The sequence below is a fragment of the Streptomyces sp. HD genome (genome assembly GCF_028369295.1).
Classification (GTDB): domain Bacteria; phylum Actinomycetota; class Actinomycetes; order Streptomycetales; family Streptomycetaceae; genus Streptomyces.
Genome location: NZ_JAQMYP010000021.1, coordinates 145,103 through 160,901, shown reverse-complemented (window position 1 = coordinate 160,901; position 15,799 = coordinate 145,103). Strand labels below are relative to the sequence as shown.

The window sequence follows — 15,799 nt, the reverse complement described above, 5'->3', positions numbered from 1 at the left end:
CCCCCCCGGCGGCCGTACACAGACATGGTCCCTCGTCTCCGGAGCCCCGTACTCCACCACCCCGCGCAGGCCCCCCCGACACGCTTTCCCCGCACGCAAGTACCCCCTTTCGGGTTCCGATCGTTGGGCTTTTCGGGCGTGACCACGCATCCGGGTACAAGCTGGGAGTCCTTCTGCCCCAGCGCCCGGGAGGACGCGATGAGCACGCCGTCGTCGCTCGCTTCAGGTCCTGAAGGTCCCCACGCCCTGCGGCCGTTGCTCGACACCGTGCTCGACGCGCTGGACGAGGGCGCCCGGGCCCGCGGAGGCCCCTTGCCCTCGGGCGGCCCGGACGCGGTCGCCGCGCGTGTGCGGGCCGCCGTCGGGGACGTACTGCCGGACCAGGGCGACCCGGGCGCCCTGCACCGTCTGGTCCGCGCCCTCGCCGAGGGCGCCGCCGACCCCGCCGACCCCCTCTGCGCCGCCCACCTCCACTGCCCGCCCCTCGCCCTGGCCGGCGCCGCCGACCTCGCCACCTCGATCCTGAACCCCTCCCTGGACTCCTGGGACCAGGCGCCGGCCGCCTCGGAGCTGGAGGCGTTGGTGACGGAGGCACTGGCGGGGGAGGTGTTCGGGGGCACGAGGCGGGGCCGCGCCGGCGGCTCGGGCCCCGCCGCCCTGATCACCACCGGCGGCACCGAGTCCAACCAACTCGCCCTCCTCCTCGCCCGCGAGGCACACGGCGCCGGAGTCCGGCTCGTGCATGGCGCCAACGCCCATCACTCGCTGCCCCGCGCCGCCTGGCTGCTCGGCCTGCCCGAGCCCGTCGTCGTACCCGCCCCGGGAGGCACGCTCGACCTCGCCGCCCTCGACGAGGCTCTCACCCACCATGCCGACCAGGAGCTCCGCCACGGGCCCGGCCCGCGCGGCTCCCTGGTGGTCGCCGCCACCGCGGGCACCACCGACGCCGGGCTCATCGACCCCCTTCCGGAGATCGCCGCCCTGTGTGCCGCCCACGGCGCCCGTCTGCACGTCGACGCCGCCTACGGCGGAGCCCTCCTGCTCAGCGACCGGTACCGCGACCGGCTCACCGGCCTCGACGCCGCCGACACCGTCACCCTCGACCTGCACAAGCTGGGCTGGCAGCCCGTCGCCGCGGGCCTCCTCGCCGTCCGGGACCCGCACGACCTCGCCGTACTCCACCACCGCGCCGACTACCTCAACGCCGAGGACGACACCGAGGCCGGCCTGCCCGACCTGCTCGGCCGCTCGCTGCGCACCAGCCGCCGGCCCGACGTCCTCAAGATCGCCGTCACCCTCAAGGGCCTGGGCCGCAGCGGCCTCGGCCGGCTCGTCGAGCAGGTCTGCGACAGGGCGGGCGAGTTCGCCGCCCTCGTCCACGACCACCCCGGGTTCGAGCTCTACCGCCCGCCCACCATCAGCACGGTCCTGTTCCGGCCCGCGCACGCCACCGACGACGCCGTCGCCGCCGTACGCCGAAGGCTCCTCACCGACGGTCGCGCCGTCCTCGGCCGGGCCCGGATAGACGGGCGCCGGTGGCTCAAGGCCACGCTCCTCAACCCCCACACGCGCCCGGACGACCTGGCCGCCCTCCTGAAACTGGTGGAAGGAAACACGCCCCGATGAGCCCGAGCCCCCAGACGAACCCCCACAACGGCCCCCACACGGCCCCCCGCACCTGCTCCCACACGAGCACCCAGGCGGGCCTCGACACCGGCTCTCACCCGGCCCCCGGGGCATCCCCGCGCTCCATCCCCGCGCAGACCACCTCCAAGCCGCCCAACCCCCCGCAGCACGACCCCGACGTCCCCCGCGACCTCGTGGGCATCGGCATCGGCCCCTTCAACCTCTCCCTGGCCGCCCTCGCCCACCCCCTCGCCGAACTCGACGCCGTCTTCTACGAACAGCGCCCCGCCTTCTCCTGGCACCCCGGACTGCTCATCGACGGCGCCCGCCTCCAGGTGCCCTTCCTCGCCGACCTGGTCTCGCTCGCCGACCCCGCCAGCCCCTGGTCCTTCCTCAGCTACCTCAAGAGCCGCGACCGGCTCTTCCCCTTCTACTTCGCCGAGCGCTTCCACATCCAGCGTGCCGAGTACGACGCCTACTGCCGCTGGGTCTGCGAGAACCTCCCCGGACTGCGCTTCGGCCACCAGGTCGACGCGGTCCGCTTCAACCCCGAACACGACGTCTTCGAGGTCGACTTCACCCAGCTCGGCCCGGACGGGGACGCCGAGGCCCTCGGCCGTACCTACACCCGGAACATCGTCCTGGGCATCGGCACCGAGCCCTACGTCCCCGACCCGCTCAAGCCCCTGGTCGAGGCACCGGCCGTCCCCGTCATCCATGCCGCCGACTACCTCGGCCACCGCGAGACCCTGCTCGCCGCCGACCACATCACCGTCATCGGGTCGGGACAGTCCGGCGCCGAGGTCTTCCTGGACCTGCTGCGGCGCCGCCCCGCCGGGCGCGAGCGCATCCACTGGCTCGGCCGCACCGGGGCGTTCGCGCCCATGGAGTACTCCAAGCTCGGCCTGGAGCACTTCACCCCCGACTACACCCGCTACTTCCACTCCCTGACCGAACCGGTCCGCGACCAGCTCCTGGCGTCGCAGTGGCAGCTTCACAAGGGCATCGACGCCGACACCCTCGCCGCGATCCACGACGAGCTCTACCGCCGCACCCTGCACGGCGGCTGGCCCGACGTCGTCCTCACCCCCGGCGTCCGGGTCCGCACCGGGGGCCGGATCGCCACCACCAAGGTCGAACTCCACCTGGAGCACGTCCACCAGAACACCCGCTCGCGCCTCACCACCGACGCGGTCGTCCTGGCCACCGGCTACCGCGAGCGCTCCCTGGACTGTCTCCTCGCCGGCCTCGATCCCTACATGCGCCGCGACAGCCAGGAACGCCCCCGCATCGACGACCAGTACCGCATGGTCCTGGACCCGACCGTCACCGCGTCCGGCTGCAACGTCTACGTCCAGAACGCCGAACGCCACACCCACGGCATCGGCACCCCCGACCTGGGCCTCGCGGCCTGGCGCAGCGCCGGCATCCTCAACTGCCTCACCGGCAAGGAGCCCTACCCGCTCCCCACCCGGACCGCCTTCACCAGCTTCGGCCTGCAACAGCAGGAGCCCCGGATCCCGTCCGCGCGTCGCCCGAAGGCACTGACACCGCTCATGGACGGGATCTGAGGCTCCCGGTAACAACAGCTACGGGTAACAACAGCTACGGCCCTAGAACACCGGCGTGCCGTTCCGCGTGAGCTTCCAGTCCACCGACGCGAAGTCCTTCGGGTCCAGCACGCCCTTCGCGGTCACCCACTCCGCGATCCGGGTGCGGATCTCCGTCGACTCCGACCACAGCTCCTGCGCCGCCGCCACATGCGGGAACGCGCCGCCGCCGTTGGCCCGGTAGTTGTTCACCGCGAACACGAACTTCTGCGCGTCGTCCAGCGCGGCACCGTTGTAGGTCAGGTTCTTGATCCGCGAACCGGCCGCCTGGGCGATGTCGATCTCGTACGACAGCCCCGAGACGTAGTCGTAGTTGTAGTCCGGGCGGCTGTTCGCGTTCGTCAGCTTCTCGACGTCGACCGCCGCGTCCGGCGCCGTCTGCACGAAGTACTGCGCCGAATACTCCAGGTACGCCTTGATCTGCGCGCCCGTCATCAGCTTCGCGACCAGCGTGTTGTCGTACACGTACAGGCTCGACAGATCCCGGATCGTCACCTTGCCGGCCGGGATCTCCGAGGTGCGGGAGAAGGGGGAGGCCTGGGAGATGACGGGCAGTGCGGCGTGCTCGGTGCCCGCCAGCGCCGCCTTCACCACGTCCTCCTGGACCTTGGTGATCAGGTCGATGATCGGGGCGTCCTTGTAGCGGGCCTCGACCGTGGTGAGCTTCTCGGTCGCCGTGCCGACGACCTGGTTGACGTACTCCACGACGATGTCGTGGTCGTCCTTCAGCAGCTTGGTGATCTTCGGGTCGTCGGCGACCGTCTTCGAGTCGCGCACCGTCGCCTTCACCGACTCGACCTTCCAGCGGCCCTTGACGAAGGCCAGCTCGAAGTCGAACAGGGTCAGCCGCTGCGCGAAGCACAGGGGCTCCGACAGCACGACCGTCTTGCCCGTCTTCTCGTTCGTGACCAGCAGTTCCGCGATCTCCGTGTGCGCGTGCCCGACGAGGATCGCGTCGATGCCCGGCACCTGCTGGGCCACCAGCGCCGAGGAGTTCTCGATGTAGGGCAGCGAGTCACCGTAGGACGACGTGCCCGACGAACCCGAGTGCGCCGACACGATCACCACGTCCGCGCCCATCGACCGCAGCTTCGGCACCCACTTCGCGGCCTGCTCCTCCAGCCCCGGGAACACCAGCTTGCCGTCGACGTACGCCTTGTCCCAGATCGCGATCCCCGGGTTGGTCAGACCGAGCACGGCGACCTTCACCGGCGGGGCGCCGGGCACCCGGAACTTCTTGATGAAGTACGGCGGGAAGGCGGGCTTCAGCGTCTTCGCGTCCAGCGCGTTCGCACCCAGCAGCGGGAAGTCGCACTGGTCCTCGAACTTGCGCAGCGTCTCGATGCCGTAGTTGAACTCGTGGTTGCCGAGGGCCACCGCGTCGTACCCGATGGCGTTCATCGCCGCGGCCATCGGGTGGACCGGACCGCCCGGGGCGGTGATCGGGTCGACCTTCGCGTAGTAGTACGTCAGCGGGGTGCCCTGGATCGTGTCGCCCGCGTCGATGAGCAGCGTGTTGCAGCGGCCCTTCTCCTCGCGGACCTGGTTCACCAGCGTCGAGATCCGCGCCAGGCCCTTCGCGTTGCCCTTGGCGTCCGAGTACTCCGTGTCCTTGAAGTAGTCCCAGTTGAAGATGTTGCCGTGCAGGTCGGTCGTGCCCATCACCGTGAGCGAGTACCGCTTGCCGGGCTTCTTCCGCGCCGCAGTGGCGTCCACCGCCGCTGCCGCCTCCGCCGCCGGAGCCGCCGCACCGGCCAGCGCCACCCCCGCCCCGGTCACGGCGGACTGCTTCAGGAACTTCCTGCGGTCGAACGGCATGAGTGCATCTCCCAGGCGAATGGTCACAACGCGCGTAGATAACGCGCGTAGATTCTGACCTGGTCATGCCGACTCGGAACAGACCCCTAAGGTTTCGATCTGATGACCGACGGCGGTCGTAACCCAGCAAGCGATGACAGAGTGGGACGTATGACCGCCCCTGCAGAGGAACCCCAACCCGCCGTCCCCTACGGCACACCCGACGCCCCCCGCATCGCCGTCCGTGGCGAGGCGCGCCTCGAAGTCGACCCCGAGATCGCCCGCATCGGCATCACCGTGGCCTCCCGCGGCAAGGACCGCCGAGCCGCCCTGGACGACCTCACCCGCCGCAACACCACCGTCCTGGACCTGGTCAAGACCTACGGCGACGCGGTCGAGCGCCTGGAGACCGGAGCCTTCTCCATCAGCCCCGAGCTCAGGGACAAGGGCCGCGGCGAACGCGTCCACGCCTACCACGGCCGCGTCCACATCACCGCCGTGCTCACGGACTTCACTGCGCTCGGTGAACTCACCACGCGTCTGGCCGACTTGGAGCTCACGCGCGTGGACGGCCCCTGGTGGGCCCTGCGCCCCGACTCGCCGGCCCACCGGGAAGCACGGCAGCAGGCCGTACGGGAAGCGGTGCAGCGTGCGCGGGAGTACGCGGAAGCGCTGGGGACGTCCCTGGCCGCGCTGGTGGAACTCGCCGACATCGGCGCGGAGAACGCCGCGCCGCCCTATCCGCCGGCGCCCGGCGGACGGATGCGCTCCATGGCCTACGGCGCCGCCGAGGAGTCCGCGGCCGCGCCCCTCGACCTCGAACCCGAGCGGCAGCGGGTCCACGCGCAGGTGAACGCGCGATTCACCATGGCGCCGCCGCAGCTGTGAGCAACCTGTTCGGGGTGCTTCGAACGCTCATCGGAGCACCCCGCCGCACAATTCAACACTTGTCAATAACCCTTCACGCAAAGGTTGTTGAGTAGTCATGCCGGACCAATTCTCTACCCGCCGGTAAGTCATAGAGTCGAAACATGCGCCGAGCGAAAATCGTCTGCACCCTGGGTCCCGCCACCGACTCGTACGACCAGATAAAGGCACTGGTCGACGCCGGAATGGACGTCGCCCGATTCAACCTCAGCCACGGCAGCCACGCCGATCACGAGGAGCGCTACCAGCGCGTGCGGAAGGCCTCCGACGAGACCGGCCGCAGCGTCGGCGTCCTCGCCGACCTTCAAGGCCCGAAGATCCGCCTCGGCCGATTCACCGAAGGACCCGTACTCCTTGAACGCGGGGACACCTTCACCATCAGCGTCGAGGAGGAGGTCCAGGGCGACCGCGACATCTGCGGAACCACCTACTCCGGCCTCGCCGCCGACGTCACGCCCGGCGAACGCATCCTCGTCGACGACGGCAAGGTCTGTCTGGAGGTCACCTCCGTCGACGGACCCCGCGTCCACACCACCGTCGTCGAAGGCGGCATGGTCTCCGACAACAAGGGCCTGAACCTGCCGGGAGTCGCGGTGTCGGTCCCCGCCCTCTCGGAGAAGGACGAGGAGGACCTGCGCTGGGCGCTTCGCACCGGCTGCGACGTCATCGCGCTGTCCTTCGTCCGGTCCGGCCGGGACATCGAGGACGTCCACCGCATCATGGACGAGGAGGGCCGCCGCCTCCCCGTCATCGCCAAGGTGGAGAAGCCGCAGGCGGTGGACGCGATCGACGACATCGTGGCCGCGTTCGACGGCATCATGGTGGCGCGCGGGGACCTGGGCGTGGAGATGCCGCTGGAGCAGGTCCCGATCGTCCAGAAGCGCGCGATCAAGCTGGCCAGGCGCAACGCCAAGCCGGTGATCGTGGCGACGCAGATGCTCGACTCGATGATCGACAACTCGCGCCCGACGAGGGCGGAGGCGAGCGACGTCGCGAACGCGGTCATCGACGGTACGGACGCGGTGATGCTGTCCGGCGAGACGAGCGTCGGCAAGTACCCCATCGAGACGGTCCGGACGATGGCGAAGATCGTCGAGGCCGCCGAGGAGGACCTCCTCGCCAAGGGCCTGCCGCCCCTGACCGAACGCAACAAGCCCCGTACCCAGCCCGGCGCGGTGGCCCGCGCGGCGGCCGAGATCGGCGACTTCCTGGGCGCGAGGTTCCTGGTCGCCTTCACCCAGTCCGGCGACACGGCCCGCCGTCTGTCCCGCTACCGCTCCCCGATCCCGCTGCTGGCCTTCACCCCGGAACCGGCCACGCGCTCCCAGCTGAATCTGACCTGGGGTGTGGAGACGTTCCTGGGCCCGCACGTGGACTCGACGGACGCGATGGTCGACCAGGTGGACGAGCTGTTGCTGAAGTACGGCCGCTGCAAGAAGGGCGATACGGTCGTCATCACCGCCGGATCGCCGCCCGGGGTTTCCGGTTCGACGAACATGGTCCGCGTCCACCACATCGGCGAGGACGACAGCCCCAAGTAGAAAACACCGGAAAAGCCAACGGGCCCCTCCACCGGAGGGGCCCGTTTATCGACTTCAGAAATCAAAGAGGCTGACCTTGAAATCGAAGGAAAAGTGCCCCGGGTCGGACTCGAACCGACACTGTACGGGTTTTGAATCCGTTGCCTGCTGCCAATTGGGCTACCGGGGCTCGAAGAATCCAAGGTTTCCCCCGACCCTCCGCGCGTCCACCATACCGTAGCTAGGTAGGCTCTTGGGAGCAGCACCCCTGCCCCTGAACGAGGAGCCCCCGTGACCGCCCCCGAGTCGCCCCAGCCCGTAGACGCGCCCGACGACGACAAGTCGCACGTGCCTCCGCTGACGACCCGTGTCGTCATCGCCGAGGACGAGGCCCTGATCCGGCTCGATCTCAAAGAGATGCTCGAAGAAGAGGGGTACACCGTCGTCGGCGAGGCCGGTGACGGTGAGCAGGCCGTGGAGCTGGCCCGTGAGCACCAGCCGGACCTCGTGATCCTCGATGTGAAGATGCCGAAGCTGGACGGTATTTCGGCGGCCGAGAAGATCGCCGAGGACGGCATCGCGCCCGTGCTGATGCTGACCGCGTTCTCGCAGCGGGATCTGGTCGAGCGGGCCCGGGACGCCGGTGCCATGGCCTACCTGGTCAAGCCGTTCAGCAAGAGCGACGTCGTGCCGGCGATCGAGATGGCCGTCTCGCGGTTCACCGAGCTGAAGGAACTGGAGAAGGAGGTCGCCGACCTCTCCCAGCGCCTGGAGACGCGCAAGCTCGTCGACCGGGCGAAGTCCGTTCTCCAGACCGAGTACGGGCTGACCGAGCCGGCCGCCTTCCGGTGGATCCAGAAGACCTCCATGGACCGCCGGATGTCGATGCAGCAGGTCGCCGAGGCCGTCATCCAGGACGCCGAGGAGAAGAAGGCCGCCAAGGGCTGACGCGCACGAGCCCATGAGTGAGGCCCGCGCCCCCGGCAGGGGACGCGGGCCTCACTCGTATACGCGGGGCGATCAGTCCTCGCCCAGGTAGGCCTTCCGCACGGACTCGTCGTGCAGCAGGTCCTGCCCGGAGCCGGAGAGGACGATCTTGCCGACCTCCATCACATGGCCGTGGTCGGCCAGGGAGAGCGCGGCCTGGGCGTTCTGCTCGATGAGCAGAATGGTGGTGCCCTGGGACTTGAGCTCCTTGATGGTGGACATGATCTTCTGCATCATGATCGGGGAGAGACCCATGCTGGGCTCGTCGAGCATGAGCAGCTTCGGCCGGGACATCAGCGCCCGTCCCATGGCGAGCATCTGCTGCTCACCGCCGGACAGGGTGCCCGCGGCCTGCTTCCGCCGCTCCCCGAGGATGGGGAACAGGTCGTAGGCGCGCTGGATGTCCTTCTCGATGCCCTCCTTGTCGGTGCGCAGGAACGCGCCGAGGCGGAGGTTGTCCTCGATCGTCATGCGGGGGAAGATGTGCCGCCCCTCGGGGGAGTGGGCGAGCCCCAGCGAGACGACCTTGTGGGCGGGGACCTTCTTCAGCGACTTGCCGTCGAACCGGATGTGGCCTGACAGCGGCTGAAGGAGGCCGGACAGGGTGCGCAGGGTGGTCGTCTTGCCGGCGCCGTTGGTGCCGATCAGGGTGACGACCTCGCCCGCGTTCACCTTGAAGGAGATGCCCTTGACTGCCTCGATCTTGCCGTAGGCGACCCTGAGGTCCTCGACCTCCAGCAGTGCGGTCACTTGTCGTCTCCTTCCGTGGTGCTCTGCGCCTCGGCGGCCTCGACCTCGGCGGCCTCCGCGGTGCCGGGCTCGCCCTCGAAGGGCGTGCCCAGGTAGGCGGCGATGACGCGCTCGTCGGCCTGGACGACCTCGGCGGGGCCCTCGACGATCTTCTCGCCCTGGACCAGCACGGCGACCCGGTCGCAGAGGTTCATGATGAACCGGATGTCGTGCTCGATGACGAGGACGGCGATGCCCTTGTCCCGGATGGCGAAGATGATCTCTTCGGCCGCGCGGGTCTCCTGCGGGTTCATACCGGCGGTCGGCTCGTCGAGGAGGAGCAGACCGGGCTCGCTCGCCAGCGCCCGGGCGATCTCCAGCTTGCGCTGCTCGCCGTAGGGCAGGTTGCGGGCGAGGTGGTCCGCCTTGGCGGCGAGACCGGTGAACTCCAGGAGTTCCATGGCCCGGGCGCGGGACTCGTCCTCGGCCTTCTTGAAGCCCGGCAGGCGCAGGAGGGCCGACCAGAGGCCTTCCTTGGTCCGGGTGTGCCGTCCGACCAGCACGTTCTCCAGAACGGTCATGTTGGCGAAGAGCCGGATGTTCTGGAACGTACGGGCGATGCCGGCCTGGGTGACCAGGTGCGGCTTGGGCGGCAGGACGGTGCCCTTGTAGGCGACCTTGCCCTCGGTCGGGACGTACAGGCCGGTGAGGCAGTTGAAGAAGGTCGTCTTGCCGGCGCCGTTGGGGCCGATGAGGCCGACGATCTCGCCGGTGTTCACCTTGAGGTCCACGTCGCGCACGGCGGTCAGACCGCCGAAGCGCATCGTGACACCGGTCGCGTCGAGCACCGTGGTGCTGGTGGGTGCGGTCGTGGTGGTGGTCATGGCGGTCACGCCCCTGCCTTCGCGACGCCGGTCGCGCCTTCGGGCAATGGCTTGTCCTCCGGTACGTCGAGCTGTCCGGTCTCGTGGAATTCGAGCTGCTTCCTGCGGTCGGCGACCAGGCCCTCGGGGCGGAAGCGCATCAGCAGCATCAGCGCGATGCCGAAGAGCAGCAGCTGGTACTCCGCCATGAACTGGAGCTTGGCCGGGATCAGGTAGAGCAGCGCGGCGCCGATCAGCGGGCCGCTGATGGTGCCCATACCGCCGAGGATGACGGCGGCGAGCAGGAAGGCCGAGTTCGGCGGCACGGAGCCGGCGAACTGGTACTGCTCGGGGGTGACGCTGTACGACACGTGCGACTGCACGGTGCCGGCGAGGCCGGCGAGGGAGGCGCCGAGCGCGAAGGCGAGGAGCTTCAGACGGAAGCCGTTGATGCCCATCGCGGTCGCGGCGGTCTCGTCCTCGCGGATGGCGACCCACGCGCGGCCGATGCGGGACTCCGCCGAGCGGCGGAAGACCATGACGACGATCGCCGTGCACAGCAGCATCAGCAGGTAGTAGTTGCCGGAGCGGGTGAGCTCGGTGCCCAGGACGTCGTGCGGCAGCCCGAGGTTGAACCCGAAGATCTCCAGGTCCGGGATGTTGGGGATGCCGTTGGAGCCGTTGGTGACGTCCGGTCCGCTGTTGCCGTTCAGGTTGTTCATGGTGATGCGGAAGATCTCACCGAAGCCGAGCGTCACGATGGCGAGGTAGTCGCCGCGCAGTCGCAGGGTCGGGGCACCGATCACCACGCCGAAGATCAGCGAGGCGGCGGCGCCCGTGAGGACGGCCGCCCAGAACGGGAAGTGGACGCCGATGCTCGACTGCGGGGAGCCGGAGACCAGGGCGGCGGCGTAGGCGCCGACGCCGAGGAAGGCGACGTAACCGAGGTCGAGGAGGCCGGCGAGACCGACCACGACGTTGAGGCCCAGGGCGACCGTGGCGAAGATGAGGATGTTCGCGCCGATGAGGGCGAACTGGTCGTTGGACTGGGTGAAGGGGAAGCAGATCGCCGCGACGAAGGCCGCCGCCATGGCCACGTTGCGGTGCTTGGCGGTGAGTGCCGAGAGCCGGTTGAGGAGGCCCGCCCGGGTCACGGCGGTGAAGCCGAAGGCCGTGACGATCAGGAAGCCGATGAACAGCTCGGAGTACTCGGTGCCGATGCCGTACGCGAAGACGTACAGGCCGACGCCGAAGCCCGCGGCGATGATCAGGATCTCGGCCCAGGAGGGCAGTTCCTTGGCACGGCCGGGCTCCGGGGCGGTGAGCGAGTGGCGGATGCGGCCCCAGAGGTTCGGGGTCGGGTCCGCCGCGCTGTAGGGCTGGTCGAGCGGGAGGCCGAGGGCGCCGATCACGGCGACGAGCGCGCCGATGCCGGAGACCCAGGCGCCGGGCTCCAGGTTGACCAGGCCGCCGAGCTCCTGGCTGATCGCGCCCATCGTGTAGCCGGTGGTACCGAACACGCCGAGGGAGGCGAGCAGGACGGCGCTGCTCTTGCCGCCCGGGGTCAGCCAGCGCAGGCCGCGGATGCCGTAGCCGGAGAGGGCGAACAGCAGCGTGAGCACGGAGCCGACGAGGGTGAGGACCTGGAGGCCGCCGGGGTAGCCGGTGACGGTGAGGTTGCCCGGGAACTCCTGGGTCCAGGTCCAGGCGAGGAAGGTGCCTATGAGGGCGACGGCGGAGCCGACGACGGTCAGCGCGCGTGCCGCGGTGGGCGGCAGCGGGATGAGCGGGGTGGCCTCCGCGGTGGACACCTTGGTGGTGTCGGTGCTCTTGTCCATGGGGGTCTCGGTGGTCATGGGTATCACGCCCGATCCGCGACGCGTTCGCCGAGCAGGCCCTGTGGCCTGAACAGGAGGACGAGGATGAGGAGGGCGAACGCCCATACGTCCTTCCAGGCGCCGCCGCCGAAGAGTTCCATGCCGGGGATGTCGCCGATGTAGCCGGTGGCGAGGGCTTCGGCGACACCGAGGACGACACCGCCGAGCATGGCGCCGTAGATGTTGCCGATGCCGCCGAGGACGGCTGCGGTGAAGGCCTTGAGGCCCATCAGGAAGCCCATGCGGAAGCCGACCTGGCCGTTCTTCAGGCCGTAGGCGACGGCGGCGATGGCGGCGAACGCGGCACCGATGGCGAACGCCATGACGATGATGCGGTCGGTGTTGATACCCATCAGCTTGGCCGTGTCCGGGTCCTGGGCGGTGGCCTGCATACCGCGGCCGGAGCGCGTCTTGGTGACGAACAGGCCGAGGGCGAGCATGCACAGCGGGGCGGCTATGAGCACGAAGAGGTCGCCGCGCTGGATGTTGGCGCCGAGTATGTCGACGGGGCCGCCTTCGAACTGCGGGAAGGGGTGGTCCTTCTTCGCGTCCGGGTACCACATCCATACGGCCTGCTGGAGGACGATGGACAGACCGATGGCGGTGATGAGGGGTGCCAGCCGTGGCGCGGTGCGCAGGGGACGGTAGGCGAAGCGTTCCGCCGCCGTACCGACGGCGACCGATACGAGGATGCCGCCGATGATCATCAGCGGGACGGCGGCGGCGAGGCCGAAGCCGTCGGGGAGTACCAACCAGACGGTGAGGGCCCCGAAGCCCCCGACCATGAAGATCTCGCCGTGGGCGAAGTTGATTAGCTGGACGATGCCGTAGACCATCGTGTAGCCGATCGCGATGAGTCCGTACATCGCGCCGAGGATGAGTCCATTGGCCAGCTGTTGCGGCAGTTCGTTCACCGCAGGGCCTCCGTGGAGTGGTTCGGATATGGCGCCGCGCGGGGAGCGCTGGTGGGCGCTTCCCGCGCGGCCTGGATCAATGTGTGAGTGGGGAGGGCTCTTTACTCGTCCTTCGTCAGCCGAGCTTGGGTTCGCCGCTGAACTCCGGCGCCCAGGCGTTCTTCTTGACCTTGTACGCGGTCATCGTGTGGTTCGTGGTGTCACCGAACTCGTCGAAGGAGATGGTGCCGGTGACGCCGTCGAACTTGACCTTGGCCATGGCGTCCAGGACCGCCTTGCGGCCGTCGGACGGGACCTTGCCGTCGTTGCCCTCGACCGCCAGCTTGACGGCCTCGATGATGGCCCAGGTGGCGTCGTAGGTGAGGCCGCCGTACGCCTCGTAGGCGTCCTCGTAGCCCGCCGCCTCGTAGTCCTTGATGAAGGTCTTGGCGGAGTCGAGCTGCTCGACCGGCTTGCCCACGGAGGTGGCGAGGTCGCCCTCGGCCTTCTTGTTCAGCTTCGGGAACTCGCCGGAGTAGATGCCGTCGCCGCCCATGAGCGGGATGTTCTGGCCGCTGTCCTTGAGCTGCTGGCTCAGCGGGCCGGCGGCCGGGTACTCGCCGCCGTAGTACAGGGCCTGGGCGCCGGTCTTCTTGATCTTGGCGACCACGGCGTTGAAGTCACGGTCGTCGGGGTTGATGTGGTCGCTGCCGACGATGGTGCCGCCGAACTTGGTGAAGTTCGCCTTGAAGGACGCGGCGAGGCCGGCGCCGTAGGTCTTCTGGTCGTCGATCAGGTAGACCTTCTTGAGCTTCGCCTGGTTGTACAGGTAGTCGGCGGCGAAGGCGCCCTGGATCTCGTCCGTGGTGGCCGTACGGAAGAACGTCTTGAACTGGCGGACCGAGTCGCCGGTCTTCCAGCCGTCGCCCTGGGTCAGCTCGGTACCGGTGTTGGCCGGGGAGACCTGGGTGAGGCCGGCGTCGTTGAACGGCTTCTGCATCTGCTGCGAGACGCTGGAGTTCAGCGGGCCGACGACGCCGAGGACGTCCTTGTTGCTGATGAACTTCTGGGCGTTCTGCTGGCCTACGGAGGGCTGCGCCTGGTCGTCGAGCGACTCGATCTTGAACTCGACGCCCTTGACGTACTCCTTCTTGTTGGCCGTCTTGGCGGCCAGGTCGGCGGAGTTCTTGATGCCCAGGCCGAGGGCCGACAGGTCGCCGGTCAGCGGGGCGTCGACGCCGATCACAACTGTGGTCTTGTCGCCGTTGCTGCTGCCGCCGTCGTCGTCACGCGACCCACATGCCGTGAGTGTCAGCGATCCCGCCGCGAGCGCGGCGGTTATGGCGATGATCGAACGTTGACGCACGAATCAGGTCCTTTCCCTGGCACGGCGGCTCCCCATGGAACGCGCCGAGTCGAGCGCTGGGCCGAAGTGACTTCGAATCCGATGGCTCGGTGACTGGCCGTGACTCTAAGCGGGTGTGGGGAACATGGAGGAGGCTTGGACCAAGGCTGTGACGCTCTTGTTATGACACGGGGTAACCCTGAGCGGTACTCCGTGGGGGGAAGAGCGGATTTCCAGCCGATTCGCCCTGTCCACATTGTGAGAACTCGCAGCGTTCGCGCGTAGCTCATTCACGAGTGTTCACGCGTTTTGGTGATTACCGGAGCTGTTGTCGAAGGCTACCTGACCGCTTCTGGGGACTTCTGGGAAGGGGGTGCGTCGCGGGGGAGGCGGGGGTCTGTATTGCAGGCGTATTACGCACAGTTACCGGCGGGAAAGGTGCTCGGCGTTCACCGGCCCTTTTCGTGTATGGGGCACGAATATGGCATCGGAAAGTGGAATGCGGATTGCTTCATCCGGCCCCCCACGGCCCTCCGGTCGGCTCCCCGTTTCGGTACCGTTTCTCGCACAACTCCCGTGCCCGGCGGTCTATCAGCCGCTCCGCCGACTGCGCGTCCGTGCGTGTCCGTTCCGCCCGGGCGGCGTCCACGACCTTGCGCAGGATCTCGTACTGGCCGTCGGACAGGCCCATCGACTGGTAGTCGCCGTAGGTGTCGTCGTCCAGCGTGCGGCGCGACCAGTAGCCGATGATCTGCGTGCACAGCCGCGCGGGTGGAGTCGCCGACGGGGAGGGCGAGTTGGTGCTCGCCCGGGTCCCGCCCGTGGCGTCATGGGCGCCCGGCCGGCCGCAGCCGGACGCCAGGCAGGCGGCCAGCAGCGCCAGTGCGAGCACCGTCCCCTTGCGGCGGGCTCCTCCCGTCGTCATGCCCCGACGGTATGCCGCCGGACGCCCGGGTTTCAACGGCCGTGAAAAGTAGGGGGGTTGGATACGACGGCAACGCGAGGGTGCCGGCCGTCACGCGCGTGCGAGAGCGCACGGGTGGGCGAGAGCGCACGGGCGTGCGGCGGCCGGTCGTGACGCATCGTCGTCGGGGCGTGGCTGTCAGCCCGCCGAGCGCAGGTGCTCCCCGTCGCCCGGGTTCACGTCCCGCAGCAGACAGGTCAGCCGCGCACTGCACACCCGCTTGCCCTGCTCGTCGCTGATCACGATCTCGTACGTCGCCGTCGAGCGGCCCCGGTGCAGCGGCGTGGCCACTCCGGTCACGAGGCCGGAGCGGGCGCCCCGGTGATGGGTGCAGTTCAGGTCCACGCCGACGGCGAGCTTGGAGCTGCCGGCGTGCAACATCGACCCCACCGAACCCAGCGTCTCGGCGAGCACCGCGGACGCGCCGCCGTGCAGCAGCCCGTACGGCTGGGTGTTCCCCTCGACCGGCATGGTCCCGACGACCCGCTCGGCGGAGGCTTCCACTATCTGGACACCCATCCGGGTCCCGAGGTGCCCGGCGGAGAACAGGGCCGGCAGGTCGACGCCGAGAGCGGCGTACTCGTCGATGACCTCTTGCGGGAACTTCACGTGCTGCTGCTCGCCCATGGGGTCCGGCTCCGTTCGTCTTGCCCGGTCGGTG

Annotated in this window: 13 protein-coding genes and 1 tRNA gene; 5 read left to right on the top strand and 9 right to left on the bottom strand. The window is 69.1% G+C overall.

The annotated features are described in order from the left end of the window. Nucleotides 1-198: 198 nt before the first annotated feature. Both POF73_RS21710 and POF73_RS21705 read left to right on the top strand, forming a co-directional pair. Nucleotides 199-1,626 carry a pyridoxal phosphate-dependent decarboxylase family protein gene (locus POF73_RS21710; RefSeq protein ID WP_272117904.1) on the top strand — a complete coding sequence of 476 codons (1,428 nt, stop codon included), beginning with the start codon at nucleotides 199-201 and terminating at the stop codon, nucleotides 1,624-1,626. Continuing rightward, nucleotides 1,623-3,197 (top strand): lysine N(6)-hydroxylase/L-ornithine N(5)-oxygenase family protein, encoded by a 1,575-nt coding sequence (locus POF73_RS21705; RefSeq protein WP_272117902.1) that lies wholly within the window; start codon nucleotides 1,623-1,625, stop codon nucleotides 3,195-3,197. Before POF73_RS21710 ends, POF73_RS21705 begins: the two co-directional genes overlap by 4 nt. Before the next feature lie 42 nt (nucleotides 3,198-3,239). On the opposite strand, the gene POF73_RS21700 is transcribed toward POF73_RS21705, so the two are convergent. Beyond that, on the bottom strand, nucleotides 3,240-5,054 hold the full coding sequence (locus tag POF73_RS21700; protein WP_272117899.1) for a bifunctional metallophosphatase/5'-nucleotidase: 1,815 nt from the start codon (nucleotides 5,052-5,054) through the stop codon (nucleotides 3,240-3,242). A 150-nt stretch (nucleotides 5,055-5,204) separates the two neighbouring features. On the opposite strand from POF73_RS21700, the gene POF73_RS21695 reads away from it, so the two are divergent. Next, nucleotides 5,205-5,921, top strand: coding sequence for an SIMPL domain-containing protein (locus tag POF73_RS21695; RefSeq protein ID WP_272117898.1), 717 nt, complete (start codon nucleotides 5,205-5,207; stop codon nucleotides 5,919-5,921). 143 nt (nucleotides 5,922-6,064) lie between these two features. Beyond that, complete coding sequence (gene pyk / locus POF73_RS21690; protein WP_272117897.1) at nucleotides 6,065-7,501, top strand: pyruvate kinase; 1,437 nt, start codon at nucleotides 6,065-6,067, stop codon at nucleotides 7,499-7,501. A 94-nt stretch (nucleotides 7,502-7,595) separates the two neighbouring features. Here the strand turns inward: pyk and POF73_RS21685 are convergent. Further along, a tRNA-Leu gene (locus tag POF73_RS21685) sits at nucleotides 7,596-7,670 on the bottom strand. A gap of 101 nt (nucleotides 7,671-7,771) precedes the next feature. Here POF73_RS21685 and POF73_RS21680 point away from each other — a divergent pair. Next, nucleotides 7,772-8,428 (top strand): ANTAR domain-containing response regulator, encoded by a 657-nt coding sequence (locus POF73_RS21680; RefSeq protein WP_272117896.1) that lies wholly within the window; start codon nucleotides 7,772-7,774, stop codon nucleotides 8,426-8,428. 72 nt (nucleotides 8,429-8,500) lie between these two features. On the opposite strand, the gene POF73_RS21675 is transcribed toward POF73_RS21680, so the two are convergent. The 7 genes from POF73_RS21675 to POF73_RS21645 form a co-directional block, all read right to left on the bottom strand. Beyond that, the gene (locus POF73_RS21675; protein WP_272117895.1) at nucleotides 8,501-9,217 is read right to left on the bottom strand and encodes an ABC transporter ATP-binding protein; all 717 of its coding nucleotides are present in this window, start codon (nucleotides 9,215-9,217) and stop codon (nucleotides 8,501-8,503) included. Further along, nucleotides 9,214-10,080 carry an ABC transporter ATP-binding protein gene (locus POF73_RS21670; RefSeq protein WP_272117894.1) on the bottom strand — a complete coding sequence of 289 codons (867 nt, stop codon included), beginning with the start codon at nucleotides 10,078-10,080 and terminating at the stop codon, nucleotides 9,214-9,216. Before POF73_RS21670 ends, POF73_RS21675 begins: the two co-directional genes overlap by 4 nt. Nucleotides 10,081-10,085: 5 nt before the next feature. After that, a complete protein-coding gene (locus tag POF73_RS21665; RefSeq protein WP_272117893.1) occupies nucleotides 10,086-11,915 on the bottom strand; it encodes a branched-chain amino acid ABC transporter permease in 1,830 nt (609 codons plus the stop codon). Between the two features lie 5 nt (nucleotides 11,916-11,920). After that, complete coding sequence (locus POF73_RS21660) at nucleotides 11,921-12,850, bottom strand: branched-chain amino acid ABC transporter permease (protein ID WP_272117892.1); 930 nt, start codon at nucleotides 12,848-12,850, stop codon at nucleotides 11,921-11,923. 115 nt (nucleotides 12,851-12,965) lie between these two features. Then, nucleotides 12,966-14,195 carry a branched-chain amino acid ABC transporter substrate-binding protein gene (locus POF73_RS21655; protein ID WP_443049583.1) on the bottom strand — a complete coding sequence of 410 codons (1,230 nt, stop codon included), beginning with the start codon at nucleotides 14,193-14,195 and terminating at the stop codon, nucleotides 12,966-12,968. Between the two features lie 490 nt (nucleotides 14,196-14,685). Next, the gene (locus POF73_RS21650; protein WP_272117891.1) at nucleotides 14,686-15,099 is read right to left on the bottom strand and encodes a hypothetical protein; all 414 of its coding nucleotides are present in this window, start codon (nucleotides 15,097-15,099) and stop codon (nucleotides 14,686-14,688) included. Nucleotides 15,100-15,276: 177 nt separating this feature from the next. After that, entirely contained in the window at nucleotides 15,277-15,765 is a 489-nt protein-coding gene (locus POF73_RS21645) for a PaaI family thioesterase (RefSeq protein WP_272117890.1), read from the bottom strand. Nucleotides 15,766-15,799: the final 34 nt, after the last annotated feature.